Source organism: Chitinimonas viridis, assembly GCF_030409555.1.
GTDB lineage: Bacteria > Pseudomonadota > Gammaproteobacteria > Burkholderiales > Chitinimonadaceae > Chitinimonas > Chitinimonas viridis.
Genome location: NZ_JAUFPU010000001.1, coordinates 107,942 through 131,213 on the forward strand (window position 1 = coordinate 107,942; position 23,272 = coordinate 131,213).

General features: G+C 61.7%; 20 protein-coding genes and 1 tRNA gene. 12 read left to right on the forward strand and 9 right to left on the reverse strand.

From position 1 onward, the window contains the following. Positions 1-109 precede the first annotated feature (109 nt). The gene (locus QWZ03_RS00555) at positions 110-2,398 is read right to left on the reverse strand and encodes a catecholate siderophore receptor Fiu (protein WP_290330943.1); all 2,289 of its coding nucleotides are present in this window, start codon (positions 2,396-2,398) and stop codon (positions 110-112) included. 496 nt (positions 2,399-2,894) lie between these two features. On the opposite strand from QWZ03_RS00555, the gene QWZ03_RS00560 reads away from it, so the two are divergent. The 3 genes from QWZ03_RS00560 to QWZ03_RS00570 all read left to right on the forward strand — a co-directional run bounded on the left by QWZ03_RS00560 (position 2,895) and on the right by QWZ03_RS00570 (position 6,506). Continuing rightward, positions 2,895-5,099 carry a RelA/SpoT family protein gene (locus QWZ03_RS00560; RefSeq protein WP_290330944.1) on the forward strand — a complete coding sequence of 735 codons (2,205 nt, stop codon included), beginning with the start codon at positions 2,895-2,897 and terminating at the stop codon, positions 5,097-5,099. A gap of 115 nt (positions 5,100-5,214) precedes the next feature. Next, positions 5,215-6,048: a substrate-binding periplasmic protein gene (locus tag QWZ03_RS00565; RefSeq protein ID WP_290330945.1), complete on the forward strand. Its 834-nt coding sequence runs from the start codon at positions 5,215-5,217 to the stop codon at positions 6,046-6,048. Beyond that, the gene (locus tag QWZ03_RS00570) at positions 6,045-6,506 is read left to right on the forward strand and encodes a YehS family protein (RefSeq protein WP_290330946.1); all 462 of its coding nucleotides are present in this window, start codon (positions 6,045-6,047) and stop codon (positions 6,504-6,506) included. The genes QWZ03_RS00565 and QWZ03_RS00570 overlap by 4 nt, the downstream gene beginning before the upstream one ends. Positions 6,507-6,665: 159 nt before the next feature. Here the strand turns inward: QWZ03_RS00570 and QWZ03_RS00575 are convergent, their stop codons facing one another. Further along, on the reverse strand, positions 6,666-7,901 hold the full coding sequence (locus tag QWZ03_RS00575; RefSeq protein WP_290330947.1) for an MFS transporter: 1,236 nt from the start codon (positions 7,899-7,901) through the stop codon (positions 6,666-6,668). 227 nt (positions 7,902-8,128) lie between these two features. On the opposite strand from QWZ03_RS00575, the gene QWZ03_RS00580 reads away from it, so the two are divergent. After that, positions 8,129-8,914 (forward strand): substrate-binding periplasmic protein, encoded by a 786-nt coding sequence (locus QWZ03_RS00580; protein WP_290330948.1) that lies wholly within the window; start codon positions 8,129-8,131, stop codon positions 8,912-8,914. Positions 8,915-8,991: 77 nt separating this feature from the next. On the opposite strand, the gene nadC is transcribed toward QWZ03_RS00580, so the two are convergent. The 3 genes from nadC to QWZ03_RS00595 all read right to left on the reverse strand — a co-directional run bounded on the left by nadC (position 8,992) and on the right by QWZ03_RS00595 (position 11,884). Then, on the reverse strand, positions 8,992-9,843 hold the full coding sequence (nadC, locus tag QWZ03_RS00585) for a carboxylating nicotinate-nucleotide diphosphorylase (protein ID WP_290330949.1): 852 nt from the start codon (positions 9,841-9,843) through the stop codon (positions 8,992-8,994). 292 nt (positions 9,844-10,135) lie between these two features. Beyond that, entirely contained in the window at positions 10,136-11,170 is a 1,035-nt protein-coding gene (gene pstS, locus QWZ03_RS00590; RefSeq protein ID WP_290330950.1) for a phosphate ABC transporter substrate-binding protein PstS, read from the reverse strand. 345 nt (positions 11,171-11,515) lie between these two features. Continuing rightward, positions 11,516-11,884: an Mth938-like domain-containing protein gene (locus tag QWZ03_RS00595; protein ID WP_284197765.1), complete on the reverse strand. Its 369-nt coding sequence runs from the start codon at positions 11,882-11,884 to the stop codon at positions 11,516-11,518. A 137-nt stretch (positions 11,885-12,021) separates the two neighbouring features. Between QWZ03_RS00595 and QWZ03_RS00600 the strand changes: the two genes are divergently transcribed. The 7 genes from QWZ03_RS00600 (at position 12,022) to QWZ03_RS00630 (ending at position 18,568) form a co-directional block, all read left to right on the forward strand. Continuing rightward, positions 12,022-13,269, forward strand: coding sequence for a pyridoxal phosphate-dependent aminotransferase (locus tag QWZ03_RS00600; protein ID WP_290330951.1), 1,248 nt, complete (start codon positions 12,022-12,024; stop codon positions 13,267-13,269). Then, complete coding sequence (locus QWZ03_RS00605) at positions 13,251-13,697, forward strand: GNAT family N-acetyltransferase (protein ID WP_290330952.1); 447 nt, start codon at positions 13,251-13,253, stop codon at positions 13,695-13,697. The genes QWZ03_RS00600 and QWZ03_RS00605 overlap by 19 nt, the downstream gene beginning before the upstream one ends. A 10-nt stretch (positions 13,698-13,707) precedes the next feature. Then, on the forward strand, positions 13,708-15,033 hold the full coding sequence (locus tag QWZ03_RS00610) for a homoserine dehydrogenase (RefSeq protein WP_290330953.1): 1,326 nt from the start codon (positions 13,708-13,710) through the stop codon (positions 15,031-15,033). Positions 15,034-15,045: 12 nt separating this feature from the next. Further along, positions 15,046-15,588 (forward strand): MOSC domain-containing protein, encoded by a 543-nt coding sequence (locus tag QWZ03_RS00615; RefSeq protein WP_290330954.1) that lies wholly within the window; start codon positions 15,046-15,048, stop codon positions 15,586-15,588. Positions 15,589-15,814: 226 nt separating this feature from the next. Next, the gene (gene thrC / locus QWZ03_RS00620) at positions 15,815-17,227 is read left to right on the forward strand and encodes a threonine synthase (RefSeq protein ID WP_290330955.1); all 1,413 of its coding nucleotides are present in this window, start codon (positions 15,815-15,817) and stop codon (positions 17,225-17,227) included. A 108-nt stretch (positions 17,228-17,335) separates the two neighbouring features. Further along, the gene (locus QWZ03_RS00625) at positions 17,336-18,124 is read left to right on the forward strand and encodes a substrate-binding periplasmic protein (RefSeq protein WP_290330956.1); all 789 of its coding nucleotides are present in this window, start codon (positions 17,336-17,338) and stop codon (positions 18,122-18,124) included. 359 nt (positions 18,125-18,483) lie between these two features. Next, positions 18,484-18,568: transfer RNA gene (locus QWZ03_RS00630), tRNA-Leu, on the forward strand. A 185-nt stretch (positions 18,569-18,753) separates the two neighbouring features. Here the strand turns inward: QWZ03_RS00630 and QWZ03_RS00635 are convergent. After that, the gene (locus QWZ03_RS00635) at positions 18,754-19,326 is read right to left on the reverse strand and encodes a hypothetical protein (RefSeq protein WP_290330957.1); all 573 of its coding nucleotides are present in this window, start codon (positions 19,324-19,326) and stop codon (positions 18,754-18,756) included. Between the two features lie 250 nt (positions 19,327-19,576). Here QWZ03_RS00635 and QWZ03_RS00640 point away from each other — a divergent pair, with 250 nt between their 5' ends. Further along, complete coding sequence (locus QWZ03_RS00640) at positions 19,577-19,816, forward strand: hypothetical protein (RefSeq protein ID WP_290330958.1); 240 nt, start codon at positions 19,577-19,579, stop codon at positions 19,814-19,816. Positions 19,817-20,136: 320 nt separating this feature from the next. Here QWZ03_RS00640 and QWZ03_RS00645 read toward each other — a convergent pair whose 3' ends face one another. From QWZ03_RS00645 to QWZ03_RS00655, 3 genes are all read right to left on the reverse strand, one after another. Then, positions 20,137-20,904: an SDR family NAD(P)-dependent oxidoreductase gene (locus QWZ03_RS00645; RefSeq protein WP_290330959.1), complete on the reverse strand. Its 768-nt coding sequence runs from the start codon at positions 20,902-20,904 to the stop codon at positions 20,137-20,139. Positions 20,905-21,013: 109 nt separating this feature from the next. Continuing rightward, positions 21,014-22,168 carry a hypothetical protein gene (locus QWZ03_RS00650; protein ID WP_290330960.1) on the reverse strand — a complete coding sequence of 385 codons (1,155 nt, stop codon included), beginning with the start codon at positions 22,166-22,168 and terminating at the stop codon, positions 21,014-21,016. A 152-nt stretch (positions 22,169-22,320) separates the two neighbouring features. Continuing rightward, positions 22,321-23,202, reverse strand: a complete 882-nt coding sequence (locus tag QWZ03_RS00655; protein WP_290330961.1) for an AraC family transcriptional regulator — start codon at positions 23,200-23,202, stop codon at positions 22,321-22,323. Positions 23,203-23,272: the final 70 nt, after the last annotated feature.

The window sequence follows — 23,272 nt, forward strand, 5'->3', positions numbered from 1 at the left end:
GAAACGGGTTGGGTCATGTCAGTGCATGGCATGGCTCACCCGGTAGTGCGGGAAGTAGAACAGCCCCTCCCTTGCGGGAGGGGCTGCCAGTGCGCTTGCTATCCTGCGATCAGAACAGGAAGTTGGCGGTCAGGCGAGCCGAGCGCGGCGTGCCAGGGCGATAGCGGGCACCGCTGTTGTTCACCGTGGACACATATTCCTTGTCGGCCAGGTTGTACACGTTCAGCTGCAGATTCATGTTCTTGCTGACGTCGTACACTGCCATGGCGTCAAACACCCAGTAATCCGGCACCTGCACCAGCGGGTTGGTAGCCGTATTGATATTGGTGCTGCTCGAACGTGCCACCGAATCCATATAGCGTGCGCCACCACCAATGGTCAGGCCGAAGGGCAGCTTATAGGTGGTCCAGCTGGTGAAGGTCAGCTTGGGCGACCACTGGATCACGCCACCATCGGTCAGGTTGGTGCCCGAACGATTGCCACGGGTGATCTTGGGGTCCATATAGGCCAGGCCGGCACTGATCTGCCAGTTCTGGGTCAGGATGCCTGCAGCACCCAGTTCCACGCCCTGCACCCGGCGCTTGCCCACAGGCAAGGTGCTGCCGTCGGTGTTGGTCACGAACTCGTTGTCGTTCTCGCTGCGGTAGATCGCGGCGGTCAGCGCCAGCTTGTCGCCCAGCACATCCCACTTGGTGCCCAGCTCGATGTTGCTACCCTTTTGCGGATCGGCATTGGGGTTGTTGGCACCATTGGTGGTCACCAGCGAGAAGTTGGCGCTACCGGGTGGCAGTTGCGAAGTAGCGTAGGAGAAGTAGACGCTGCCCTTCTCGGCCGGCTTGTACAGTGCCCCTATCTTCCAGCTCACCAGATTGTCAGAACCACTGACCGAGCCGGCCACCGGCGTACCTACCGGCAAGGTCGGATGGCTGGTTGCCGTCGACAGGCTGATGCTGTTGGTCTCGGTCTTGTAATGCTCTACGCGCACGCCGCCATTGATCTGGAAGGCGTCGGACAGCTTGATGGTGTCGAAGGCATACAGCGCAGCCGTGGTGGTCTCGCCCTTGGTGCGGGCACCAGTCGGCGCCATTGCGGCAAAGCGTGCGTTCGGGTTGGGATGGTACAGATTGGCAGCATCGGTAGTCTGGCCAGCAACTGCGCCCAGGGTGTTGTTACGCTGCGATTCGTAGATCACCTCGGCACCGGCACTGATGCTGTGCTTCACGGCACCGGTCGCCAGTTCGGCGGTCAGGTTGGTCTGGTTGGTCAGGATGACGTTTTCCTGATCCTTGCCCTGGCGGCTACGGTTCACCGTCCAGTTGGCAGGGTTGGCATCGGCCACATTGGCCGCAGCCAAGGCGCTTACACCGGTCAGCACATAGTCCTGGCTGGACTTACCGTAGCGCGAGGTATTGCGCAGAGTGACGCCAGGGGCGAAATCATGCTCGAAACGGGCGGTGAACATATCGGCCACCACATCGTCCTTGTCGCTCAGGGCGCCGTAGAAGTTCTCGCTGTCCACCTTGGCCTGCGGCTTGCCCACCAGGGCGGCGTTGTAGTAACCCTGCAGGCCTATGGTTGGCACCGCGCCATCAGGGCGGTTTTCCTGGTCTACATGCAGCAGGTAGAAGTAGGCGCGGGTAGGCGTATTCAGGCCGAATGCCAGCGAAGGCGCCACGCCCCAGCTGTTGTTCTCCACCTGGTCGCGGCCGGTCACGCCGCTGTCCTGCAGCATCAGGTTCAGGCGGAAGGCTGCGCCTTCGATGTCCAGCTTGCGGTTCATGTCCAGCGTGGCGCGCTTGTAACTGCCGCTACCCAGGCCCACGGTGCCGGAGGTGGCGCTATCCAGGGTGGGCAGCTTGGTGCCCATGTTGACATAGCCCGAGGCGGCGCCACGGCCGTTGTCGGCACCGGCTGGGCCCTTGGCAATCTCTACCTGGTCGGTATTGAAGGTATCGCGGCTGATGGTGCCCAGGTCGCGGATGTTATCGACAAAGATGCTGCCCTGGGTATCAAAGCCGCGCATGAAGATGGAATCGCCGGTGGCGGTATTGCCGTTCTCGCCCAGCAGCAGGGTGATACCGGGGGTGTTGCGCAGGGCTTCGGACAGCGTCGTCGCGGCTTGCTCCAGCAGCAGTTCCTTCTTGATCACGGTAATGGTCTGGGGTGTATCCAGCAGCGGCTGGGTCAGCTTGGGCGAGCTGGCCTTATCAGCCTTGTAAGCGGGCGCATCTGTAGTGGCGCTGGCCTTCACATTCACGGTGGGCAGCGTGGCGTCGCTCTTCTTTTCTGCAGCCACTTCGGCTGCCATAGCCGGCACAGCCAGCATCAGGGCCGATGCCAGGGCTGTGGTCTTGAGCAGCGTGGTATCGCCATGCTTCTTGCTGATGATGTAAGCCATCGGTACTACTCCCTCTTTGTATGGTCTGAATCTGAAAACCTGGACCAAAGCCGGACTGCCGACCTTGGCAGGGCAACACGCAGCTGCCTGGTGCTTGCTGGCCGGCAATCCGGTGCCGTAGCCAGTACACGCAGCCAGCGCACTACCCGAAATCCATAAACCCCCAGCAGGCAAAAAAATCCGGCGCCTTCCCGGGCGCCGGTTAATCCATACTGGGTGGTGACGCGAGAGCCGCTAGGCTCCCTAGCCGCGGCACAACACTTGATGTGTGCAGCCGCTTGGTCTGATTTGCAGCCCCAACAACTCGCTTCCCGATCGCAACCGCCGAGACCCGCAGCACCAGATGCACTGTATATTACCGATAACCATTCTCATTTGCAAATATTGTTAAGAACGATTTCTATTTATCAAATAGCCATTTGTAATGGCTATCAACCATGCAAGGTGCGCCCGCCAAAGGGCAGGCAAGGCCAGAACGCATGGCATAATCCTGCCCATGGTTGCTCCCACCCGCCCCCTTGCTGTCTCTGTTGCCGATGCTGCCGACCCACAGGGCTGGCTGGCGCGCCTGGGCGACCGCTTTGCCGCCGACGAGCTGCAGCAGATCGGCATCGCCATGGAATGGGCGCAGGCGCTTTATGCGGGCCAGTATTACGCCCCCATCAATGCGCCCGTGTTTCCCCACGCGGTCGCCGCCGCCAGCATCGTGGCCGACTTGCGGCTCTCGGCCGACACGGTCATTGCCACCCTACTGTTCTGCGCGCCCGATCACCTACCCGACGCGCAGGAGCAGATAGAAGCGCGCTTCAGTCCCACCGTGGCCAAGCTGGTGGACGGCATCAGCAAGGTCCGCAAAATGGCCGCCCTGAGCCGGGTTGAAGCAGGCCGCAAGGAGGACGCCCAGCAGCAGATAGAAACCGTGCGCAAGATGCTGCTGGCCATGGTGGAAGACATACGCGTGGTGCTGGTAAAACTGGCTTGGCGTACCCAGACCATGCACTACCTGGCCAAGTGTGACGAAAGCGTACGGGTGCCCATCGCCCGCGAGACCCTGGACATTTTCGCGCCCCTGGCCAACCGACTTGGTGTGTGGCAGATCAAGTGGGAGCTGGAAGACCTGGGGTTCCGCTTTCTGGAGCCTACGGTCTACAAGCGGATCGCCAGCCTGCTGGACGAAAAACGGGTAGACCGCGAAACCTTTATCGCCGAATCCATCGCCAGCCTGCGCGAGGAGCTGCTGAAGCAGGGCATCAAAGCCGACCTGATGGGCCGCCCCAAGCATATCTTCAGCATCTACAAGAAGATGAAGCAGAAGCGGCTGGATTTCAGCGAGATGTATGACATCCGCGCCATACGCGTGCTGGTCAACGATATTTCGGACTGTTATAGCGCCCTGGGCGTGGTACACCATATCTGGCAGCCCATACCCGGCGAGTTCGACGACTATATCAGCCACCCCAAGGGCAATTTCTACCGCAGCCTGCATACCGTGGTGGTGGGGCCGCAGGACAAGGCGCTGGAGGTACAGATACGCACCTTCGACATGCACGAGCATGCCGAGTATGGCGTCGCGGCCCACTGGCGCTACAAGGAAGGCGGTTCGGGCGACGCCCGTTACGAAGAAAAGATCGCCTGGCTGAGGCAGCTGCTCGACTGGCGCGATGACATGAGCCAGCAGAGCACCGTGGCCGAAGCCTTTCAGGCAGAGCAGTTCGATGACTCCGTCTACGCGCTCACGCCGGCCGGCCGGGTGATTGCCATGCCACGGGGCAGCACCCCGGTGGATTTTGCCTACCATCTGCATACCGACCTGGGCCACCGCTGCCGGGGCGCCAAGGTGGATGGCCATATCGTGCCACTGGACACCCCACTGCAGACGGGCCAGCGGGTGGAGATACTGGCGGCCAAGGAAGGCGGGCCCAGCATAGACTGGCTGCACCAGGGCTATCTCAAGAGCCACCGCGCCATCACCAAGGTACGGCACTGGTTGCGCCAGCAGAACCTCGATATCGCCATCGAAACCGGGCGCGGCATACTGGAGCGGGAGCTGACCCGCGCCGGCAGCCACCCCAACCTGGAAGAACTGGCCGACAAGCTGGGCTACAAACAGCTGAACGAACTACTTGCTGCGGTCGGCCAGAACGAAGTCACCTCGCGGGATCTGGCCATCGCCCTGGCGCCCGCCCCGGTGGAGGTACCGGTAGAGGCCGGCGACATCATCAAGCGGGCCCGCGCCGACACCCATGGCGAAGGCATATTGATAGAGGGTGTGGACAAGCTGATGACCATGCTGGCCCGCTGCTGCAAGCCCGTGCCGCCTGATGCAGTGGTCGGCTTTGTCACCAAGGGCCGCGGCATCAGCATACACCGCAGCGATTGCGCCACCCTCAAGCGCCTGTCGGCCAATGCACCCGAGCGCCTTATCACGGCCGACTGGGGCGAGAAACTGCGTGGTGCCCAGCACGGCCAGGTATTCGCCGCCGATGTGGAAGTCGAAGCCCACGACCGCCCCAGCCTGCTGCGCGATATTTCCGACCTGTTCTCGCGCGACAAGATCAACGTGACCGCTGCGCAGACGCTCAGCCGCAACCAGATAGCCCGCATGCGCTTCACCCTGGAGATACGGGATGCCCAGGGCTTGCGCAAGGTGATGGAGCACGTCAAGCAGGTTGCTGGCGTCATTGCCGTGGTCCGGCGCTAAGAGCCTGTGCGCCCACGGTCAGGGCAGCGCACTCGTCCAGCCGGTCTAACATCAATACAGCAGGCCGCTTGCGGCCCCGGTTGCACGGTGCAGCCAGGCGAGAGAGGACAGAGCCATGACCCTACGCGTGTTATGCAGCCTGGTACTGCTGATGGTGCTGTCCGGCGCCAGGACAAGCGCGGCAGACGCGCCCATGCCCCTGCAACTGGCTTATGTCGACGTGGATTCCGCCCCGTTCCAGCTGGGGCGTGGCCCAGAAGTCGCCGACCCACCCGGCATCTCGGTGGAGATGGTCCAGCGCGCCGTCAGCGATGCCGGGCTGAAACTGCAACTGCAACGCCTGCCGCAGCTACGCATGCTGCATCTGCTGGAAACCGGCAAAATTGATGGCGCCTTCATCTTTTCGTACAACGAAGACCGGGCCAAGCGCTTTGCCTACCCCATGCTCGGTGATAAACCTAATGCCAGTCTGCGCGCCACCCATATACGCTATCGCATCTACCGCCGCGTGGGCAGCCCGGTGAACTGGGATGGCCGGCAGTTCGAGCAGCTGGACGGCCCTATTGGCGCCAACAAGGGCTGGGTCATCGTCAGCACCCTGCGCGACATGGGGCTTGCAGTAGACGACGGCGCACCGGATCATCCCGGCAACTTCGCCAAGCTGCGGCTGGGCCGGGTAGCCGCCATGGCGGCGCTGGAACCCTCGGCCGACAGCTATCTGCAGACTGAAGGCATTACCGATGTGGAGAAAGTCGGCCCACCGCTGACCTCCCGCGATTACTTCCTGCTGTTCAGCCGTGCCTTCGTGGCCAGCCACCCGGAGCTGGCCGAGCGCATATGGCAAAAACTGGCACTGATACGGGAACAGAGCGAAACCGCCCTGTACCGCAAGTACCAGACCACCCTACCACCCCGCACGGGTTCGCCCGTGCCAGAGAAGAAACCATGATCCATAACGACGTACTACGCAGCCTGCGCTACAGCCTGAATATCACCGACGGCAAGATTGCCGACATTGCCAAGCTGACCGGCTTTGAGCTGGCCAAGGCCGACGTGATTGCCTACCTGAAAAAGGACGAGGAAGAAGGCTACCTGGATTGCCCCGACGAGGTACTCGCCCATTTTCTGGATGGCCTTATCGTATTCAAGCGTGGCCGCGATGAGAGCCGCCCCCTGCCCCCGGTCACCCTGCCGCTCTACAACAATGTGGTGCTCAAGAAGCTACGCGTCGCCTTCGAGCTCAAGGAAGACGACCTGATGGAGATCATGGACAAGGCTGGCTTCAAGGTTTCCAAGCCCGAGATGAGCGCCCTGTTCCGCAACCCGGACCACAAGAACTACCGCCGCTGCGGCGACCAGTTCCTGCGTAACTTCCTCAAGGGACTGACACTGCGCCTGCGTGGTTGAAACAGGGCGTAGCTGAGGCGCGGCAGCCGTGCAGGCCACATGACTTCGGCGCAGGCCGCCTCCCACGGAGGTGCCTGTCCAACATGGCGCACATCGCCATCCCGCTCCCCTAGCTCAGCCTTCACCCCCGAACGACTAGCAACGCCCAAGGAAGCGGCGCTAAACCACCCGAGCCTCCCGCTCAATCCTACCCACCGCCCAAGCCAGCACCGCCGTTGCGGGTATGCCGGCCAGCAGCACGGCATACCATAGTGCGTCGCCACCCCAGGCGGCGTACAGCCGGCTGCCCACCAGCGGTGCCAGCAAGGTGCTGGTACTCCACATGGCAGACTGCATACCGAAATAGTGCCCACTCCGCCGCCCCTCGGCCCGGTGCATGATGATGACACCCAGCGTGGGCATCCACAGCATCTCGCCCACCGTCCAGATCACCGTAGAGGCCAGCACGCCAGTCAGGCCGCTGACCCAGGGCAGCATGCCCAGGCCCGCCACCATCAGCGCACAGCCCCAGATCACCGGCCCACGCACGCCATAGCGTTGACTCCAGGCCGTAAGGGGCAGCTGGCAAAGCGCCACCAGCAAGCCATTGATACCATGCTGCCAACCCACCCAGGCAGGGCTGAGACCATGGTGCTCCCTTAGGTAGGCGCCATACAGGCCATTGATCTGGTCGTACATCATGCCCAGCGGCAGCGCCGCCAGCAGCAGGCAAAGAAACACCCGGTCGCGATAGGGTGAAGCGCCGGGGGTATCCAATGATGGGGTGCTTTTTGCGGTAGCGGCCGCATCCACCGGCAGTGCTATCCGCGCCAAGGCATAGGCCAGCCAGGCCGCAGCGGCAAAACAGGTGGCCGCATCGGCCCAGAACACATAGCGGTAGTCCCATCCCGCCAGCATGCCGCCAAAGAAGCCCCCTACGGCAACGCCCAGATTGATGGCAACACGGTGCAGCGATTGCGCACGGGGCCGCTCTAAGGGCTCGCAGGCCTCCATGATAAGCCGCTGTACCACCGGTTTGTAGCCGGCGTCTGCCACGCCGCCCACAAACAGAAAGACCGCCAGCCAAGCCACCGAACTGGTCTGCGCCAACAGCAGCAAGCCCAGCCCTGAAGCACACAGACAGGCCACAGCCAAGCGCCTGGGCGAGACATGATCGCTCAGTACACCCAGCCCGTAGGCACCGACCAGCGTACCAGCACCATAACCGGCTAGTAGCAAACCTATAGTAGGAAGAGGCAGATGCAGGGATTCGCGCAAGTAGATGGCCATGAACAACTTGGCCATGGCGCCCATGCGATTGATGAATGCGGTGGCGGCCAGTATCCAGGCCATCGATGGCAGGCTGAACAAACGTGCCACGAGGGGAAAGCGGTGTCGCAGTGTCGTCGTCGCCATGGCTTACCCTGAGGATGTGAGGCGCCATGATGCCTGGGGTGCCTGTGCCTGCACAGGCACAGTTCACATCAAGGCGAGCAGCACAGGCCGTGGGCTGGCAACGGCGCAACCGCCGCTACGCGGCCCTGCCAAAACGTTGACCGATTTTGCAGAAAGCCGTAGGCGCAGAGTGCGGCGCCAGCAGCTATGATGTGACCAAGAACAAAGCGGGATCAGGGGGTATAAGCATGCAGCGCATACTCGGCATGGCCTTGTTGGCCTGGCTAATGCTGGCAGGCCAGGCCCAGGCGGGCCGCATCGTCAAGGTGGGTGTCGTGCTATTCCCGCCCTACATCGTCCTGCAGCAGAATGCCAATGGCTCGACCTTGCGGGTGGAATTACTGGAGCTGATGAATAGCTTCCAGCGGGACTACCGCTTCGTCCCGGTGGTCAGCGGGCCACTACGCCGCTTCCACGATTTCGACCAGGGCATGTACGACCTTTCCTTCTACGACAACCTGGCCTGGGGCTGGAAAGACCGCGCCGTGGACGCCACCAAGGTGTTCCTGCGGGGGGGCGAGGTCTATGTGGCCTTGGCCAGGCACGGCCGTGACGAAAGCTACTTCGCCGACCTGAGCGACAAGCGCATGATAGGCATGCGGGGCTATCACTATGGCTTTGCCGGCTTCAACAACGACCCTGCCTTCCTGCGGGAGCGCTTCCAGATGTCGTTCACCGATGACAACGAGGCCACCCTGCGCCTGTTGCTGATGGAGCGCGGCGATGTCGCCGTAGTGACCGAGGCCTATCTGGCCGGGTATCTGATACGCAATCCGCAGGACAAAGACCGGCTGCTGATCTCCAGGAAGAAGGACCAGCCCTACAGCCACAGCATTATTGTCCGCCGGGGCGCGCGCCCTACGGTGGACGAACTGAATCTGCTATTGGACAAGATGCAGCGAGCCGGCGTGCTCAAGCCGCTGTGGCGGAAGTATGGCGCTGATGCCGAGGGCAACTACCCCGACAAACCTTGATGCCCCTAAGCGCCTGTTCACGATGTTTTCACCACGGCGCCGGGGCGAAAAAATCGTGAACAAGCTCTATGTAAGGCTCAATCTGCAAAAGCAAAGCGCATGGACAGGTCGACGGCGCTGACATCCTTGGTCAGTTTGCCTATCGATATCCGGTCCACACCGGTTTCGGCGATGGCCCGCACGGTCGACATATCCACACCGCCGCTGGCCTCCAACACGGCCTTGCCCGAACTACGGCTTACCGCCTCGGCCATGTCGGCATGGCTCATATTGTCCAGCAATACCGATTGCGCACCGGCGGCCAGTGCCTGATCCAGCTCGGCCAGGGTCTCGACCTCGATCTGTATGCCTACCCCCGCTGGTGCCAGCTTGAAGGCCTCGCGCAATACCGCTGCAATACTGCCGGCGGCGGCAATGTGGTTTTCCTTGATCAGGATGCCATCGTACAAGCCGATGCGCTGGTTCTCGCCCCCACCCACCCTGACTGCGTATTTTTGCGCCAGCCGCAGGCCAGGCAAGGTCTTGCGGGTATCGTGTATGCGGGCGCGGGTACCGGCGATGGCGGCCACATAACGCTGGGTCTCGGTTGCTACTGCAGAGAGCGTCTGCAGAAAATTGAGTGCGCTACGTTCTGCCGTCAGCAAGGCCCGGGCCGGACCGGTGATCTCGCACAGCACCGTATCGGCCACTACCTGCGCGCCCTCGGCCACCTGCCAGCGTATAGACACGCTGGCATCCACCTGCCGAAAGCACTCCTCGAACCAGGCCTGGCCACACACCACCGCCGCCTGCCTGACCCGCACAGTTGCCCTGCCCGGCCGCTCTGCGGCTATCAGCATGGCAGTCCAGTCGGCACAGCCGATATCCTCTGCCAGCGCGGCGGCAACTTGTTGGGCAATCAGATGGGCTGGGGGAGGTGTCAAAATCATGGCAGCAGCAAATCTTGGTTAGGCAACAAGCCGCCATTGTAACCCCTGCAAGAAAAACGCCGGCCATTGCTGGCCGGCGGCAGGCTAGTCTTTCGGTGCCGATGCGGATCGCGCGAGGCAAGACCGACCACAATCAACGCATTTCAGGGGAGATCAACGTTGCAGGGCGGATACTAGTCGGAGCTTCCTGTGCCTACAGCTACCATGCGATAAACCGGCATGGGAGCAGACCAATTGCAGTCTGCCACGATGAACTGACATGCATACGCCCATACCGCGTACGCCGAAAAACTCAGAGCCCGGCCTTGTAGCCGTACTGCCGGCTCCAGGCCTTGCGTACGCCTATCTTCATGCTGTCGCTCAAGGGTACATAGCCCAGCTCGCGACTGGCGGCGTCACCATGCTTGTAGCCCCAGTAGATGAATTCCAGCACCTTTTGCGCCCCCGGCCCCGACTTGGGCACCAGGGTGAAGGTCAGCGTGGCCATGGGCCAGCCGGCATAGGTGTCGTTGTCTGCCAGCACCAGGTAGAAATCCGGGTCGGCGCTATAGAGCATCTTCTCGGCATCGAACTGGGCTGCTGCCAGTATGGCCTCCGGGCTGGCCTTCATATGGACGCCAACACGGTTGGGCAACTGGGCCATATTGAGCTTGTCGCGTAGCGCCCGCCCATACTCGGCATAGGCGATGGCGCCTGGCGTGGCCTTCACGGCCTCCACCACCGCACCGCTACCTTTGGCAGCAGTGCCAGACACCCCTTTCAACTCCTTGCTCACGCCCTGGCTTTTCTTCCAGTCCGGCGAGCGGGCGTTCAGGTAATAGCTGAATGCAAAAGTAGAGCCCGAACTATCAGCCCGGTAAACCGGCTTGATGGCCAGATCCAGCGCCTTGGCCGGTACGCCCTCGTTCAGCGCCAGTATCTCCGTATCGTTCCAGCGCTTGATCCGGCCGGTATAGATCTTGGCCAATACGTCGGCGTTGAGCTTGAGCGAGCCGGCCGGCACGCCGGGCAGATTGACCACCGGCACCACCGCGCCCATGGCGACAGGAAACTGCCGCAGGCCTTTCTCGTCTAGCTCTGCCCGCTTCAGCGGCTCGTCCGAGGCGCCAAAATCCACCTGCTTGGTGGCGATGCGCTTGACCCCCTCGCCCGAGCCGACAGCCTCGTAGTTGACCACCGAGCCGGCGCCGGCCTGCTTCTGGTATTGCTCTGCCCATTTGCGGTAGAGCGGCTCAGCAAAAGTGGAGCCCGCACCAGACAGATTGGCCGCCTGGGCGCTCAGGCCTATCAAGGCCAGCAGAAGTATCTTGAATAAAGGGGTAGGCATCACAGCAGCGCTCCTTTGCAATAACGCTTGAATCCGCTCACCACATTGCTTGGGCGTGGTTGCGCAAACTTGCCGTACTGTTTGAGTACTGCCGATTGCACACATCAATTACCCCCAAGCCAGCAGGGTTTTGTTAGCGGTTCTTTAATACGATAGATGCTGTCGCCGAGATACACGGGACAACGCAAATGAAAAAGCCAGAACCGGACGTAGCACCAATCCTTTATTAATCATGGCTTTAGTTGAGAATGAACAGGTAAACCCACCCTCCAGGGCTACCCACCGCTTGTCGGATTGTTCAAGACAAAGCCAGGTGCGCAGCCCGTTGGCGGCGGTAAATAACCCTTACTCGAAGAGTACGGCGGCAATCACCCGACGGTCTTCCGCCACCAGGATATTGAAGGTGCGGCACATGGCCGAGATATCCATGGCATCCACACCGACCTGCGCCTGCATCAGCGCACGGCTAAGGCGGGGATGCGGAAACTGCAACCGGCTGCCGGTGCCCAGCAGCACCACCTCGGGCTGAAATGCCAGCAAGGCTTCAAAATCAGCCTCGGTCAATTCTGCAAAGCTGGCAGGCCGCCAGGGATCCACGCTGGTGGGGCTGACCACCAGGCTGCCGCTGCGCCGCTGCTCGTTGACGCTGACAAAGTCGGCACCATAGCCAGTAAAGACATTGAGATGGGTAGGTTTGTCGGCGTGCAGTTTCATGGCGGGCTATCAGTCTATCCAGGCCGTATTCTACCCCTGCGGTCGTGGAATAAGTGCTAGGTGCAAAGCGAATATTGCAGGGCAACAAACTTTGCTACTATCGAACGCTCCCCATAACGCCTGCAGCCAAGAACACGATGCGCGCCGTCAAAAAGTCCCAGAAACTCGACAACGTCTGTTACGAAATCCGCGGCCCCGCCTTGGCGCGCGCCAAGCAGATGGAGGACGACGGCCAGCGCATCATCAAGCTCAATATCGGCAATCTGGCGGTTTTCGGATTCGAGCCCCCCGACGAGATCGTCCGTGACGTAATCCACAACCTGCCCCAGGCCGGTGGCTATGCAGACTCCAAGGGTATCTTCCCTGCCCGCAAGGCCGTCATGCACTATGCCCAGCAAAAAGGTATCAAGGGCGTCAGTGTCGAGGACATCTATATCGGCAACGGCGTATCGGAGCTGATCCTACTGAGCATGAACGCGCTGCTCAACAATGGCGACGAAGTGCTGGTGCCCGCACCGGACTACCCGCTGTGGACTGCAGCCGTGTCCTTGTCTGGCGGTACGGCCCGACATTATCTCTGCGACGAGGCCAATGACTGGCTGCCCGATCTGGATGATATCCGCGCCAAGATCACCGACACCACGCGCGCCATTGTGGTGATCAACCCCAACAATCCCACCGGCGCGCTGTACCCCGACGAGATATTGCAGGGCATATTGCAGATAGCCCGCGAACATGACCTGATCGTCTATGCCGATGAGATCTACGACAAGACCCTGTACGACGGCCACACCCATACCAGCATCGCCTCGCTGGCTGACGATGTGTTCTGCGTCACCTATGGCGGCCTGTCCAAGAACTATCGTGCCTGCGGCTATCGCGCCGGCTGGATGATACTGAGCGGCGACAAGCGCCATGCCCAGGACTATATCGACGGCCTCAATATCGTGGCCTCCATGCGCCTGTGCGCCAATGTGCCCAGCCAGCACGCCATCCAGACCGCCCTGGGCGGCTACCAGAGCATCAACGAGCTGGTGGCGCCGACCGGCAGGCTGACTCGCCAGCGCGATCTGGCCTGGGAGCGGCTGACCGCCATCCCCGGTGTCAGCTGTGTCAAACCCAAGGGGGCGCTGTACCTGTTCCCGCGGCTGGATCCCAAGGTCTACCCGATTGCGGATGACCAGGCCTTTATCACCGAACTGCTGGAAGAAGAAAAAGTGCTGCTGGTGCAGGGCACCGGTTTCAACTGGCACTCGCCCGACCACCTGCGGGTGGTGTTCCTGCCCCATATGGACGAGCTGGAAGAGGCCCTTGATCGCATCGAGCGCTTTTTGGCGGCCTACCGAAAACGTCACGAAAGCCATGCATGCGCGCCCTCCGCCTGACCGACGACAACCGCCAACTGATCGAACCCGCCTGGCTGGCCCGGGCGGAAGCAGTACACCGCGAACTGCGCCCGCAACTGGCGGCAGACTACGCCGCACAAATGGCCGGCATCTTTGCCGACGGTGGTGAAATGGTCGTCGCCATAGAAGGCGAGACCGTGGTGGGCGTCGCCGTCTACCGCTGCTACCGCGATACCTTTTCTGGCACCAAATTCTATGTGGATGACCTGGTCACCACCGAGGCCCAGCGCTCTCGCGGGGCCGGCAAGCTGCTGCTGGACTGGCTGCAGCAAGATGCCTGCCGCCGTGGCGCCAGCAATTTCATACTCGACTCAGGTACGCAACGTGAACGAGCCCATCGCTTTTATTTCCGCGAAGGCCTGGGCATCGCCTGTTTCAATTTCCGCAAACCTCTCTCAAACGACTAGGCAAACCCGTATGAAACCCATCCAAGTAGGCCTGTTGGGCTTCGGCACGGTCGGCTCCGGCGTCGCCAAGGTACTGGCCCGCAATGCTGAGGAAATCGGCCGTCGCGCCGGCCGCGCCATCGAAGTGAAACGTGTCGCTGTCCGCAATATTGAAAAGGCCCGTGCCGTTGCACCGGCTGCCGTGGTCGAGGGGCTGGCCTTCGGCAACGATTTCCACGCCGTGGTCGACGACCCGGAAATCAGCATCATCTGCGAACTGATAGGCGGCACCACCCTGGCCAAAGAGCTGGTACTGCGTGCCATCGCCAACGGCAAGCATGTGGTCACCGCCAACAAGGCGCTGCTGGCGCTGCATGGCAACGAGATCTTCGCCGCAGCCCAGGCGCGCGGCGTCACCGTGGCCTTTGAGGCGGCGGTAGCCGGTGGTATCCCCATCATCAAGGCGCTACGTGAGGGCCTCACCGCCAACCGTATCGAATGGATAGCCGGCATCATCAATGGCACTTCCAACTTTATCCTGACCGAGATGCGCGACAAGGGTGCCGCCTTTGCCGATGTGCTGGCCGAAGCACAGCAACTGGGCTATGCCGAAGCCGACCCGACCTTCGATATCGAAGGCCATGATGCCGCCCACAAGCTGACCATACTGTCGGCCCTGGCCTTCGGCATACCCATGCAGTTCGACAAGGCCTATCTGGAAGGCATATCCAGACTGACCCAGGAAGACATCGCCTACGCCGAACAGCTGGGCTACCGCATCAAGCTGCTGGGCATTACCCGGCGCAAGGCCAATGGCGTGGAGCTGCGGGTACACCCCACCCTGATCCCGGCCAAGCGCATCATCGCCAATGTGGACGGTGTCATGAACGCCGTGGTGGTACAGGGCGATGCCGTGGGCCAGACCCTCTACTGCGGCCGTGGCGCCGGCTCCGAGCCCACGGCGTCGGCCGTGGTGGCTGATCTGGTCGACGTGACCCGCCTGCTGACAGCCGACCCGGAACACCGCGTGCCGCACCTGGCTTTCCAGCCAGACCGGTTGGTCGACCTGCCCATCCTGCCCATCGATGCCGTGGAAACCAGCTATTACCTGCGGCTCAAGGCGCACGACAAGGCCGGCGTGATGGCGGATGTCACCCGTATCCTGGCCGACGCCGATATCTCCATCGATGCCATGATGCAGAAGGAACCGGCCGAAGGCGTGAAGGTGGTGGACATCATCATCCTCACCCATATTGCGCTGGAACGCCGGGTGGATGAGGCCATTGCCCGTATCGAAGGCCTGGCCACCATAGCCGGCAGCGTCACCAAGCTGCGCCTGGAAAACCTGGACAAGTAAGCGGGCCCGCACATGCAAGGCGAGGTGCTGGCCGTCTGCCGCCATCCGGAGCATGGCTTCAGCAAGCCATGCACGGCGCAGATCACCCTGCTGGCGGGCTTGGGCGTGGAGGGCGATGCCCATATGGGCACCACCGTGCAGCACCGCTCGCGGGTACGGCAGAATCCCGATCAACCCAATCTGCGGCAGGTACACCTGCTTGCGGCAGAACTGCTCGACGAACTGCAGCAGCAAGGGTTTGCCGTGGCGCCGGGCGCACTGGGCGAGAACCTGACCACCCGTGGGCTGGATTTGCTACACCTGCCGCGCGGTACCGTGCTGCATCTGGGTGCGCAAGCCGAAGTGGAAATCACCGGCCTGCGCAATCCCTGCACCCAGATTGAGGCCTTCCAGCCAGGCCTGCTGGCCGCCGTGCTTGGCCGGGATGAAGCAGGCAACCTGGTGCGCAAGGCGGGCATCATGGGGATAGTCCGGGCTGGCGGCGTGGTACGGCCAGGCGATACCATCCGGCTGACCTTGCCGCCCCTGCCCTACCATAAGCTGGAGCGTGTCTAGGAAACAGCCGCCAACCACAGTTTCATGGGGTGTGACCCACGCCCCGGCAACCGCACCAAAACGCAACAAAGCCCTGCCCAGCAGGTGTGATGCATGACAAGGACGCGAACAGCCAGGTCCAGCCAGAAGCGCTACCCAGGCCTATTGCGACAAGCCGGCCCACGACGCCGAAGTGATGAAACACCCAGCAAACCACTGGCAGCACAGGCACTCACAGGAAACCGACATGCAATACATCAGCACCCGCGGCGGCATGGCCCCGCAAGCCTTCAGCGACATCCTGCTCGGCGGCCTGGCACCCGATGGTGGCTTGGTCGTCCCCGATGTGTACCCCCAGGTGGACAATGCCACGCTGCAGGCCTGGCGCAGCCTGAGCTACCCGCAACTGGCCTATGAGATCGTCTCGCGCTTTGCCACCGATATCCCGGCTGCCGATGTACGGCGCCTGGTGGAAGCGGCCTATACCCGCGATGCCTTTGGCAGCGATGAGATCACCCCACTGACCGAGCTGGAACCCGGCCTGCACCTGCTGCACCTGTCCAACGGCCCCACGCTGGCCTTCAAGGACATTGCCATGCAGCTGCTGGGCCAGTTGTTCGAGTACGTCCTGGCCCGCCGTGGCGAATCGGTCAACATCGTCGGCGCAACTTCGGGCGATACCGGCTCCGCTGCCGAATACGCCATGCGCGGCAAGCAGGGCGTCAACGTCTTCATGCTCAGCCCTCATGGCCGCATGAGCCCCTTCCAGCGGGCGCAGATGTTCAGCCTGCAGGATGCCAACATCCACAACCTGGCAGTGGAAGGCACCTTTGACGACTGCCAGGATATCGTCAAGGCCATCAACAACGATGCCAGCTTCAAGGCTGGCTACAAGATCAGCGCCGTCAACTCCATCAACTGGGGCCGCATCGTTGCCCAAGTGGTGTATTACTTCCGTGCCTACCTCAAGGTAGTCGGCAAGATAGGCGACCCAGTGGACTTCGTGGTGCCCTCGGGCAACTTCGGCAATATCTGCGCCGGCCATATCGCCCGCCAGATGGGCCTGCCCATAGGCAAGCTGGTGGTCGCCACCAACGAGAACGATGTGCTGGACGAGTTCTTCAAGACCGGCCGCTACACCGTGCGCGGCTCCGCCGCCACCCATGCTACCTCCAGCCCCTCCATGGACATCTCCAAGGCCTCCAATCTGGAACGCTTTGTATTTGACCTGATAGACCGCGACAGTGCCGCGCTGGCCGGCCTGTGGCGCGAAGTGGATAGCACCGGCGGCTTCGACTTTGGCAAGACGCCCTCGTTTGCCCGCATGGTGGGCGAGTTTGGCTTCAGCTCTGGCAAGAGCACCCATGCCGACCGTATCGCCACCATACGCAGCGCCAAATCGCGCTGGAACGTGGTACTCGACCCGCACACGGCAGATGGCGTCAAGGTCGCACTGGAAAGCCGTCGTCCTGGCGTACCCATGGTCACCCTGGAAACCGCCCTGCCCGCCAAGTTCGAGGCCACCATCCTCGAAGCTCTGGGCGAACAGCCCCCGCGCCCCGCCGAGCTGGCCGATCTGGAAAGCCGCCCCCAGCGCAGCAGCGTGATGCCCAACGACGCGGATGCCATCAAGCAGTACCTGATCAGCACCTTGGGCTGATACGCCCATGCAAGAGGTAGCCGCCATCCGGCGGTTATCTCCTTGCATGCCAGCAGGCCGGCATGACAAGCACTATGCTTGAGGCAGTCCCCGTGCTGCACCTAGCCCATGCGATTGCTGCCTCTGATCCTTTCCCTGCTTGCCCCTGCCGCGCTGGCTGCCAGCCCCGCCGGTACCGAGACCCTGCGCATCTGCGATGACGGCGGCGGTTGGCCGCCCTATATCTGGCAGGATGGCAGCACGGCCGATGGCACCCCCATCCTGAAAGGCTACTCTGTCGATGTACTCAAGCGGATTGCCGACGATGCCGGGCTGGATTTCAAGATCGACATGCTGCCCTGGGAGCGTTGCCAGGCGCTGCTGAAACGCGGTATGTACGAGTTGGCCCTGGGCGCCTCCCTCAATCCCGAACGGGAACGGGATTACATGCTCAGCCACGCCTACTACCAGACCACCAGCGTCTATTTCTACAGCCGCCAGCGCTACCCCAAGGGCCTGGCTGTACAACAGCTACCCGACCTGAAAAAGTATCGCGTTTGCGGCCTGCACGGCTACAACTACGAAACCTATGGCCTGGGGCCCAAGGACGTGGATCGGGGGACCTCGCAGTTCCCGCAGCTGATTGCCAAGCTGCATGCCGGGCATTGCGACCTGTTTATCGAGAAGCGCGAAGTCATGGTGGGCTTTAGCCTGACCGACGCCAAGATGAAGCGACTGCTGAACGACACCCGCCTGGCCAGCGCTCCCGTACCCGGTGTCACCGCCACCAGCTTCCATATGATGCTATCCCGCGCCACCCCCCGCAGCCGCGCCTTACTGACCCTGCTCAACGCCGGCATCGATGCCATGGCAGAAAATGGCGAACTGGCGAAGCTGCAGAAGCGCTACTTACCCTGATGGTTAGGGTGAGGGATGGGAGCACAAGGCCGAAGTGCAGGTGATACCGCATGGGCCGGTTCGGAGCGTGCTGCGCCAGCCAGGCGACAGGGCGCTGAACGCCCCTACTACGGGTCAAATGCGCGCTCACTGATCGTGTCGGACTTACCTAAGCGACCTCCCGAAAATACAGCTGGCCTGATATACTGCGGCCCGCACAAAGTTTCAGGGGTACGCTGCTGAAAAGGTAGGAAGCTTGGAGCGCGCAGTGAGGATTTTCGCAAGTCGTTGATATCGTTAACGACGATGCAGACCGCCAATCCCGCTACATCGGTTCGATTCTTGACCCGCCTCCACAACCACCAGCAGCTTGCCTCACCGCCCGGATGGTGAAACTGGTAGACACAAGGGACTTAAAATCCCTCGGCGCAAGCCGTGCCGGTTCGATTCCGGCTCCGGGCACCAGAATACAGTCCGAGTAGTTCCAAGGAATTCCAGAAAACCCGTATCGTTGCTAGCGATGCGGGTTTTTTGTTGTCCTTGTGTGTCCATGAAGGTGTGTCCAGATCCAAGTTTTTGAGTACCTTTCTGTGTACCTACAAGCAGGCCCAAAGTACACAATCTGGTGACATCACATCCCGCTGACTGATCTAGCCATCCGGCGTTAGTGTTCGGCCAGCTTGCGTATCTCGATGCCACTGGCGGCAAGCGCTGCCTGTACCGCTGCCGTTTCGACGGCAAGCTGGTATAGCTCGCCCTGGGACGTTACCCACCGTATCCTTCTCTGCGGCCTGTGAGTGTCTATCGGTACTTGTATTCACTACTTCCTTCTGAATCCATTGGACTATATTGGTTTTCGGTTGCCGGCAAGTCTGTAGGTCGGACGAAACCAGGCAACTAGTTGATACCACAAGCAAAATGGCCGGAGGAATCAGATGAACCGAGGAGGAAGAGGCGGTGGCGGGCGTGGTGGCCGTGGTGGCGGCCCGGGCCGCGGGAATCAGGGCAATGTAGGCGATCGCCACGAGTTGCAACGGCGAGGCCAGCAGGCGGGTCAACAAGCCCAGGCCGCTGCCGATAGAGGCGATCATCGTGGTGCAGCGGCTGCTGCACAGGCTGCGGTCGACAACCTGCAGGGTGCGCGCAGAGCCCGTATTGCAGATGGCGTGCGGTATGCTGGTGTGGGAGCCGGTCAGCTTGATGCGGCTCAGGATGATGGTCATCGCGGCGCACGCCAGCACGTGAATCAAGCTCTCCGGGAGGCACGCGATCAGTTGGCAGAAGCCCAGGCCGCAGTAGCCGCCGCTCCACCTCCTAGGCCGGCTGGCCCACCGCCACCCAACGCGTGGCAACAGCGCGCCGAGCGCGAAGCGGGTCGCCAGGAAGTGATCGCCGCATTCGCCCACCCGGTCAACGCTCAGCCCGTCCAGCTACAAGGTGCATGGGGGCAACGTCATAACCTCGGCGGGGGACGTGGAGCTCCAGCTGCCGCGCCAGCGCAACACCAAGCGCCCCCTGCACCTCAGCAGGCTGGTCCCGCACAGCGCCATGCTCACGCTGCCCCCGCGCCCGCTCAACCGGCGCCACAACAAAACGGCCAGCACCAGCAGCCAGGGCCACAAGGCCAACCAGGGCCAGGCGCACCACAGAGAGGCGGTAGAGGACGGGGTCGAGGGCGTGGCTGAGCACTTCCTTCAGCTTGATGCCAGGTAGGCGGGGGAGGCATGCCCCGTTCAGGCGGTTATCGCGCGGACGCTGATGGATTGAACCAGGTGCGCACTATCTCGCAAGATGACATGGCGACCAGCCTGGCTGCTGCCCAAACCACGTTCGTCCGTCCCGGGGAAGGCGGCACCAAAACCTTACGCATGCACCTCAATGCGCTCCGCATTGTCCTTTATACGCAGAACCCAGGCGCACGTGATAGTGGCCCGGTAAGCAACAGCCCAGCGTTTCTGGCTAGGCAAGCACCACAGGCAAACAAGGGCGAGGCAAGCCCCCACAACAACGTCTGAGGGATGTTGTAAACGGCGCTAAGCCTGCAGGCCGCCATCCACCACCAAACTGTGGCCCACGACATAAGATGATTCCGGTGAGCTTAGCCACAGGATGGCGTTGGCGATTTCCTCGGCCTGGGCCAACCTGCCTATGGGGATGGCTTGGGCCAGTTGCTCTTGGTGTGCCAGCAGCGCGGTGGCGTCGAGGTGCGCGGTACGGCGTGTGCGGCGTGGCGTTTCTGTGGCCCCTGGGCAGACGGCGTTGATGCGTATGCCACGCGAGATGTATTCCTTGGCCGTGGAGCGGGTAAGGCCGATGACCGCATGCTTACCTGCGCTATACATGGCTGCAGTGGGTGCACCGGACAAGCCGTTGATGGAAGAGACATTGACGATGGTGCCACCGCCCTGACGGAGCATGGCCTCGATCTGGTATTTCATGCAGTTGAAGACACCCAGCACGTCGGTCGAGGTACTGCGGCAGGCCTCGTCGAATGCCATTTCGTGGGTGTCCATGGCTTGTACGTCGCAGGCGGCGCTATTGACTGCACAGTCCAGCTTGCCAAAACGGTCCAGGGTAAAGGCCACGAGCGCAGCGACGGAGAGTGGGTCGGTAACATCGCAGGGGTGATAAGCGGCCTCGCCCTGCGTGCGCAGCATCGACACTGCGGCCTCGCCCTGCTCCCGATTGCGTGCTGCCACGACCACCTTAGCGCCCCTGGCAATGAAGGCCTGTGCCGTTGCCAAGCCTATGCCTGTGGTGCCACCGGTAATCAGCGCTACGCTGCCTTGTAGACTATGCATGGGTTTTCCAGCCGAAAGATGAAAGAGTGCCCTGCCCCGCCACAGACCGATGGTGGCCGTGTCAGCGCTCTAATACTGTCCTCTTGATGTGGCCCGGCGCGCAGGCCCGTCAGGCCCGGCCGCTCAAACGCAGCCACGCTACCCAGGCCTGGTCTTCTATCTCGTACGCGCCGCGTGACTCCTTCCAGATGATATCGCGCTCGCGCAGGGCATCAATGGCGTTCTGGACGGTGGCGGTGCTCAGCGGCACGGTGTCGGGCAGCAGGGCCTTGTAAGCGCTCATTGAGGCCTCTCCAAAGGGGGAGAACTGCCCTTCCTTGCTGGCCATGACGCGCACCACGGCCTGCTGCAGCGGTGTCAGCGATTCGAAGTCGCTCTTGACCTCCTGCCACACCCGGTCTTGCACCAAGTAGGCATCAGCCCTCAGCCGCATACTGAGATTGGGCGACTCCTGTGCCAGGGCAATATCGGCCACCAGGCTGCGCAGTAGTTCGGGGCGATTGCCCACCATCTCGAAGGCCTCGAACACAGCGACCGGGTCGAGCTGGTTATCGGCCGCCAGTGCACGGTTGACACTGGTGGTGTACTCGTCGGTGAACTCACGCCCCAGCAAGGGGAATGGCGTCACACGGGAGCCATAGAACGGCATCTTGGCGCTCATTACCAGATGGGCCAGCTTGTCGCGGCTGGAACCGGTGAACACCAGCATCAGGTCTGGGGCATCGCCAGAGCGGTTCATGGCATCGCGGGCAGCCTTGAGTGCATACATGGCTTGCAGGCCGCTGGGTGTCGTCAGGGCATGCTGGGCTTCATCCACCACCAGCATGACGGGGCGTTTGGCGATGCCATGCAGCAGCTCCAACGCCTGATGCAGGGTCACTCCGGCTGGCAGGCCGGGAACGGTCAGGTCCAGCGAGAGGGAGCCGGCAATCGTGATCTTGGACAGGCCTATGGCCTTGGCGGCTTTGCTGACCAGACCATGGAACTCGGCGATCTTCTGCTTGATGGCATCGGCAATCAGTTCGGCCGGATCGCTGGCCCTATCCGACCACAAGTCCACGTAGACAGTGGCCCAGCCACGCGCCTCGGCGGTGGGGATAAGATCCTCCCGCAGGAAGGTGGATTTGCCCACACGGCGCTGTGCCGCCAGGAACAAGCCTGAACGGGCATCGAGCAGCCCCTCGCCTGATAAGGCTTCACAAAAGCCCACGGCCAGGCTGGGTCGTCTGAAGGTATATCTTGCAGACGCAGCAGAGACAGACACGGTTTACTCCATCCATCGGCGTTTATCTGGAATTATTCTATCAAGATAAATTATCAATACAAGATAAATATCGATAAATGCCGATGGCCGGTATCGATATCCTGCATGCCACCGCCCCGCACCTACAGGCGGGCAGCGCGTACACCTCTGCCCTATAGCAATGGCAGGAAGATATCGGTGATGGCCTCATGCTCTGCCACATCAGGAAAGAAACGGACACGCTGGCAATACAGCGGAAAATCCCGCAGCGTCTCACCACTCTGCGGTAGCCATACAGCGTAGAGATAGTGCACGCTGGCGGCCAGAGTGTCGTCAGAGCCGATATGCCGCAATACCGCACAGCGGCCTGCCGGCAAGATGATTTCAAACAAGCCCTCGCCATTGCCCGCGACTGATAACTCGGTGGCGACACCGATATCCATACGGAAATCGGCAGGTGGCGATTCTGCAGGGTCGGTATAGAGCACGTTGAAGGTGGCGTGACGATGTGGCGGCAACTGCTTGCCCTTGCGCCAGGCGATAAAGCGCCGCACGGTATTACCGATCAGGGCTGGATGTCCCTGGTGCGCCATGGCCACCAAGCGCGTTGCTGGGAACTCGATCAAGCTGACGGCTTCCTGCGGTATCAAATGCTGCATATGTCTGGCCTCCGATGCCATTATGGGGTGGTAGGCCTCGTGCCACGCCCACCATTGCGGCAAGCGCCGAAAGCCCGATGGTGTCTGACCCAGGCAACGCTTGAACGCTCGCGAGAACGCCTCGGGGCTATCGTAGCCATTGGCGATGGCGATGTCGGTAATGGGCTGCTCCAGCCGGAACGCCAGCTGAAACGCCGCCCGCTTCATACGCCGGAGCTGGATGTAGCGGTAGACGCCTATACCCAGCAGGGCCGAGAACTGCCGGTGGAAATGGTATTTGGACAAGGCCGCCACCTCGCTCAGGTGTGCCGCGGTCAATTCATCCGCCAGATGCGTATCTATGTGTCGCAGTACCTTGCGCAGCCTTGTGTAGTACGCCGCCATCCTTGTCGCCATGTCGCCTTGTCCTGATTAGCCACGCGCAGCATACCCATCCTGTGCCTGGCTGGCCTTGCAGAAGTTGCTC

Bases quoted from the DNA above. Each gene is read 5' to 3' on its own strand.
- QWZ03_RS00625 (WP_290330956.1), top strand. From the start codon at position 17,336: ATGCGATTGCTGCCTCTGATCCTTTCCCTGCTTGCCCCTGCCGCGCTG.
- QWZ03_RS00635 (WP_290330957.1), bottom strand. From the start codon at position 19,326: ATGACCATCATCCTGAGCCGCATCAAGCTGACCGGCTCCCACACCAGC.
- QWZ03_RS00580 (WP_290330948.1), top strand. From the start codon at position 8,129: ATGCAGCGCATACTCGGCATGGCCTTGTTGGCCTGGCTAATGCTGGCA.
- QWZ03_RS00610 (WP_290330953.1), top strand. From the start codon at position 13,708: ATGAAACCCATCCAAGTAGGCCTGTTGGGCTTCGGCACGGTCGGCTCC.
- QWZ03_RS00565 (WP_290330945.1), top strand. From the start codon at position 5,215: ATGACCCTACGCGTGTTATGCAGCCTGGTACTGCTGATGGTGCTGTCC.
- QWZ03_RS00600 (WP_290330951.1), top strand. From the start codon at position 12,022: ATGCGCGCCGTCAAAAAGTCCCAGAAACTCGACAACGTCTGTTACGAA.
- QWZ03_RS00555 (WP_290330943.1), bottom strand. From the start codon at position 2,398: ATGGCTTACATCATCAGCAAGAAGCATGGCGATACCACGCTGCTCAAG.
- pstS (WP_290330950.1), bottom strand. From the start codon at position 11,170: ATGCCTACCCCTTTATTCAAGATACTTCTGCTGGCCTTGATAGGCCTG.
- QWZ03_RS00560 (WP_290330944.1), top strand. From the start codon at position 2,895: ATGGTTGCTCCCACCCGCCCCCTTGCTGTCTCTGTTGCCGATGCTGCC.
- QWZ03_RS00645 (WP_290330959.1), bottom strand. From the start codon at position 20,904: ATGCATAGTCTACAAGGCAGCGTAGCGCTGATTACCGGTGGCACCACA.
- QWZ03_RS00615 (WP_290330954.1), top strand. From the start codon at position 15,046: ATGCAAGGCGAGGTGCTGGCCGTCTGCCGCCATCCGGAGCATGGCTTC.
- QWZ03_RS00570 (WP_290330946.1), top strand. From the start codon at position 6,045: ATGATCCATAACGACGTACTACGCAGCCTGCGCTACAGCCTGAATATC.
- thrC (WP_290330955.1), top strand. From the start codon at position 15,815: ATGCAATACATCAGCACCCGCGGCGGCATGGCCCCGCAAGCCTTCAGC.
- nadC (WP_290330949.1), bottom strand. From the start codon at position 9,843: ATGATTTTGACACCTCCCCCAGCCCATCTGATTGCCCAACAAGTTGCC.
- QWZ03_RS00605 (WP_290330952.1), top strand. From the start codon at position 13,251: ATGCGCGCCCTCCGCCTGACCGACGACAACCGCCAACTGATCGAACCC.
- QWZ03_RS00595 (WP_284197765.1), bottom strand. From the start codon at position 11,884: ATGAAACTGCACGCCGACAAACCTACCCATCTCAATGTCTTTACTGGC.
- QWZ03_RS00655 (WP_290330961.1), bottom strand. From the start codon at position 23,202: ATGGCGACAAGGATGGCGGCGTACTACACAAGGCTGCGCAAGGTACTG.
- QWZ03_RS00575 (WP_290330947.1), bottom strand. From the start codon at position 7,901: ATGGCGACGACGACACTGCGACACCGCTTTCCCCTCGTGGCACGTTTG.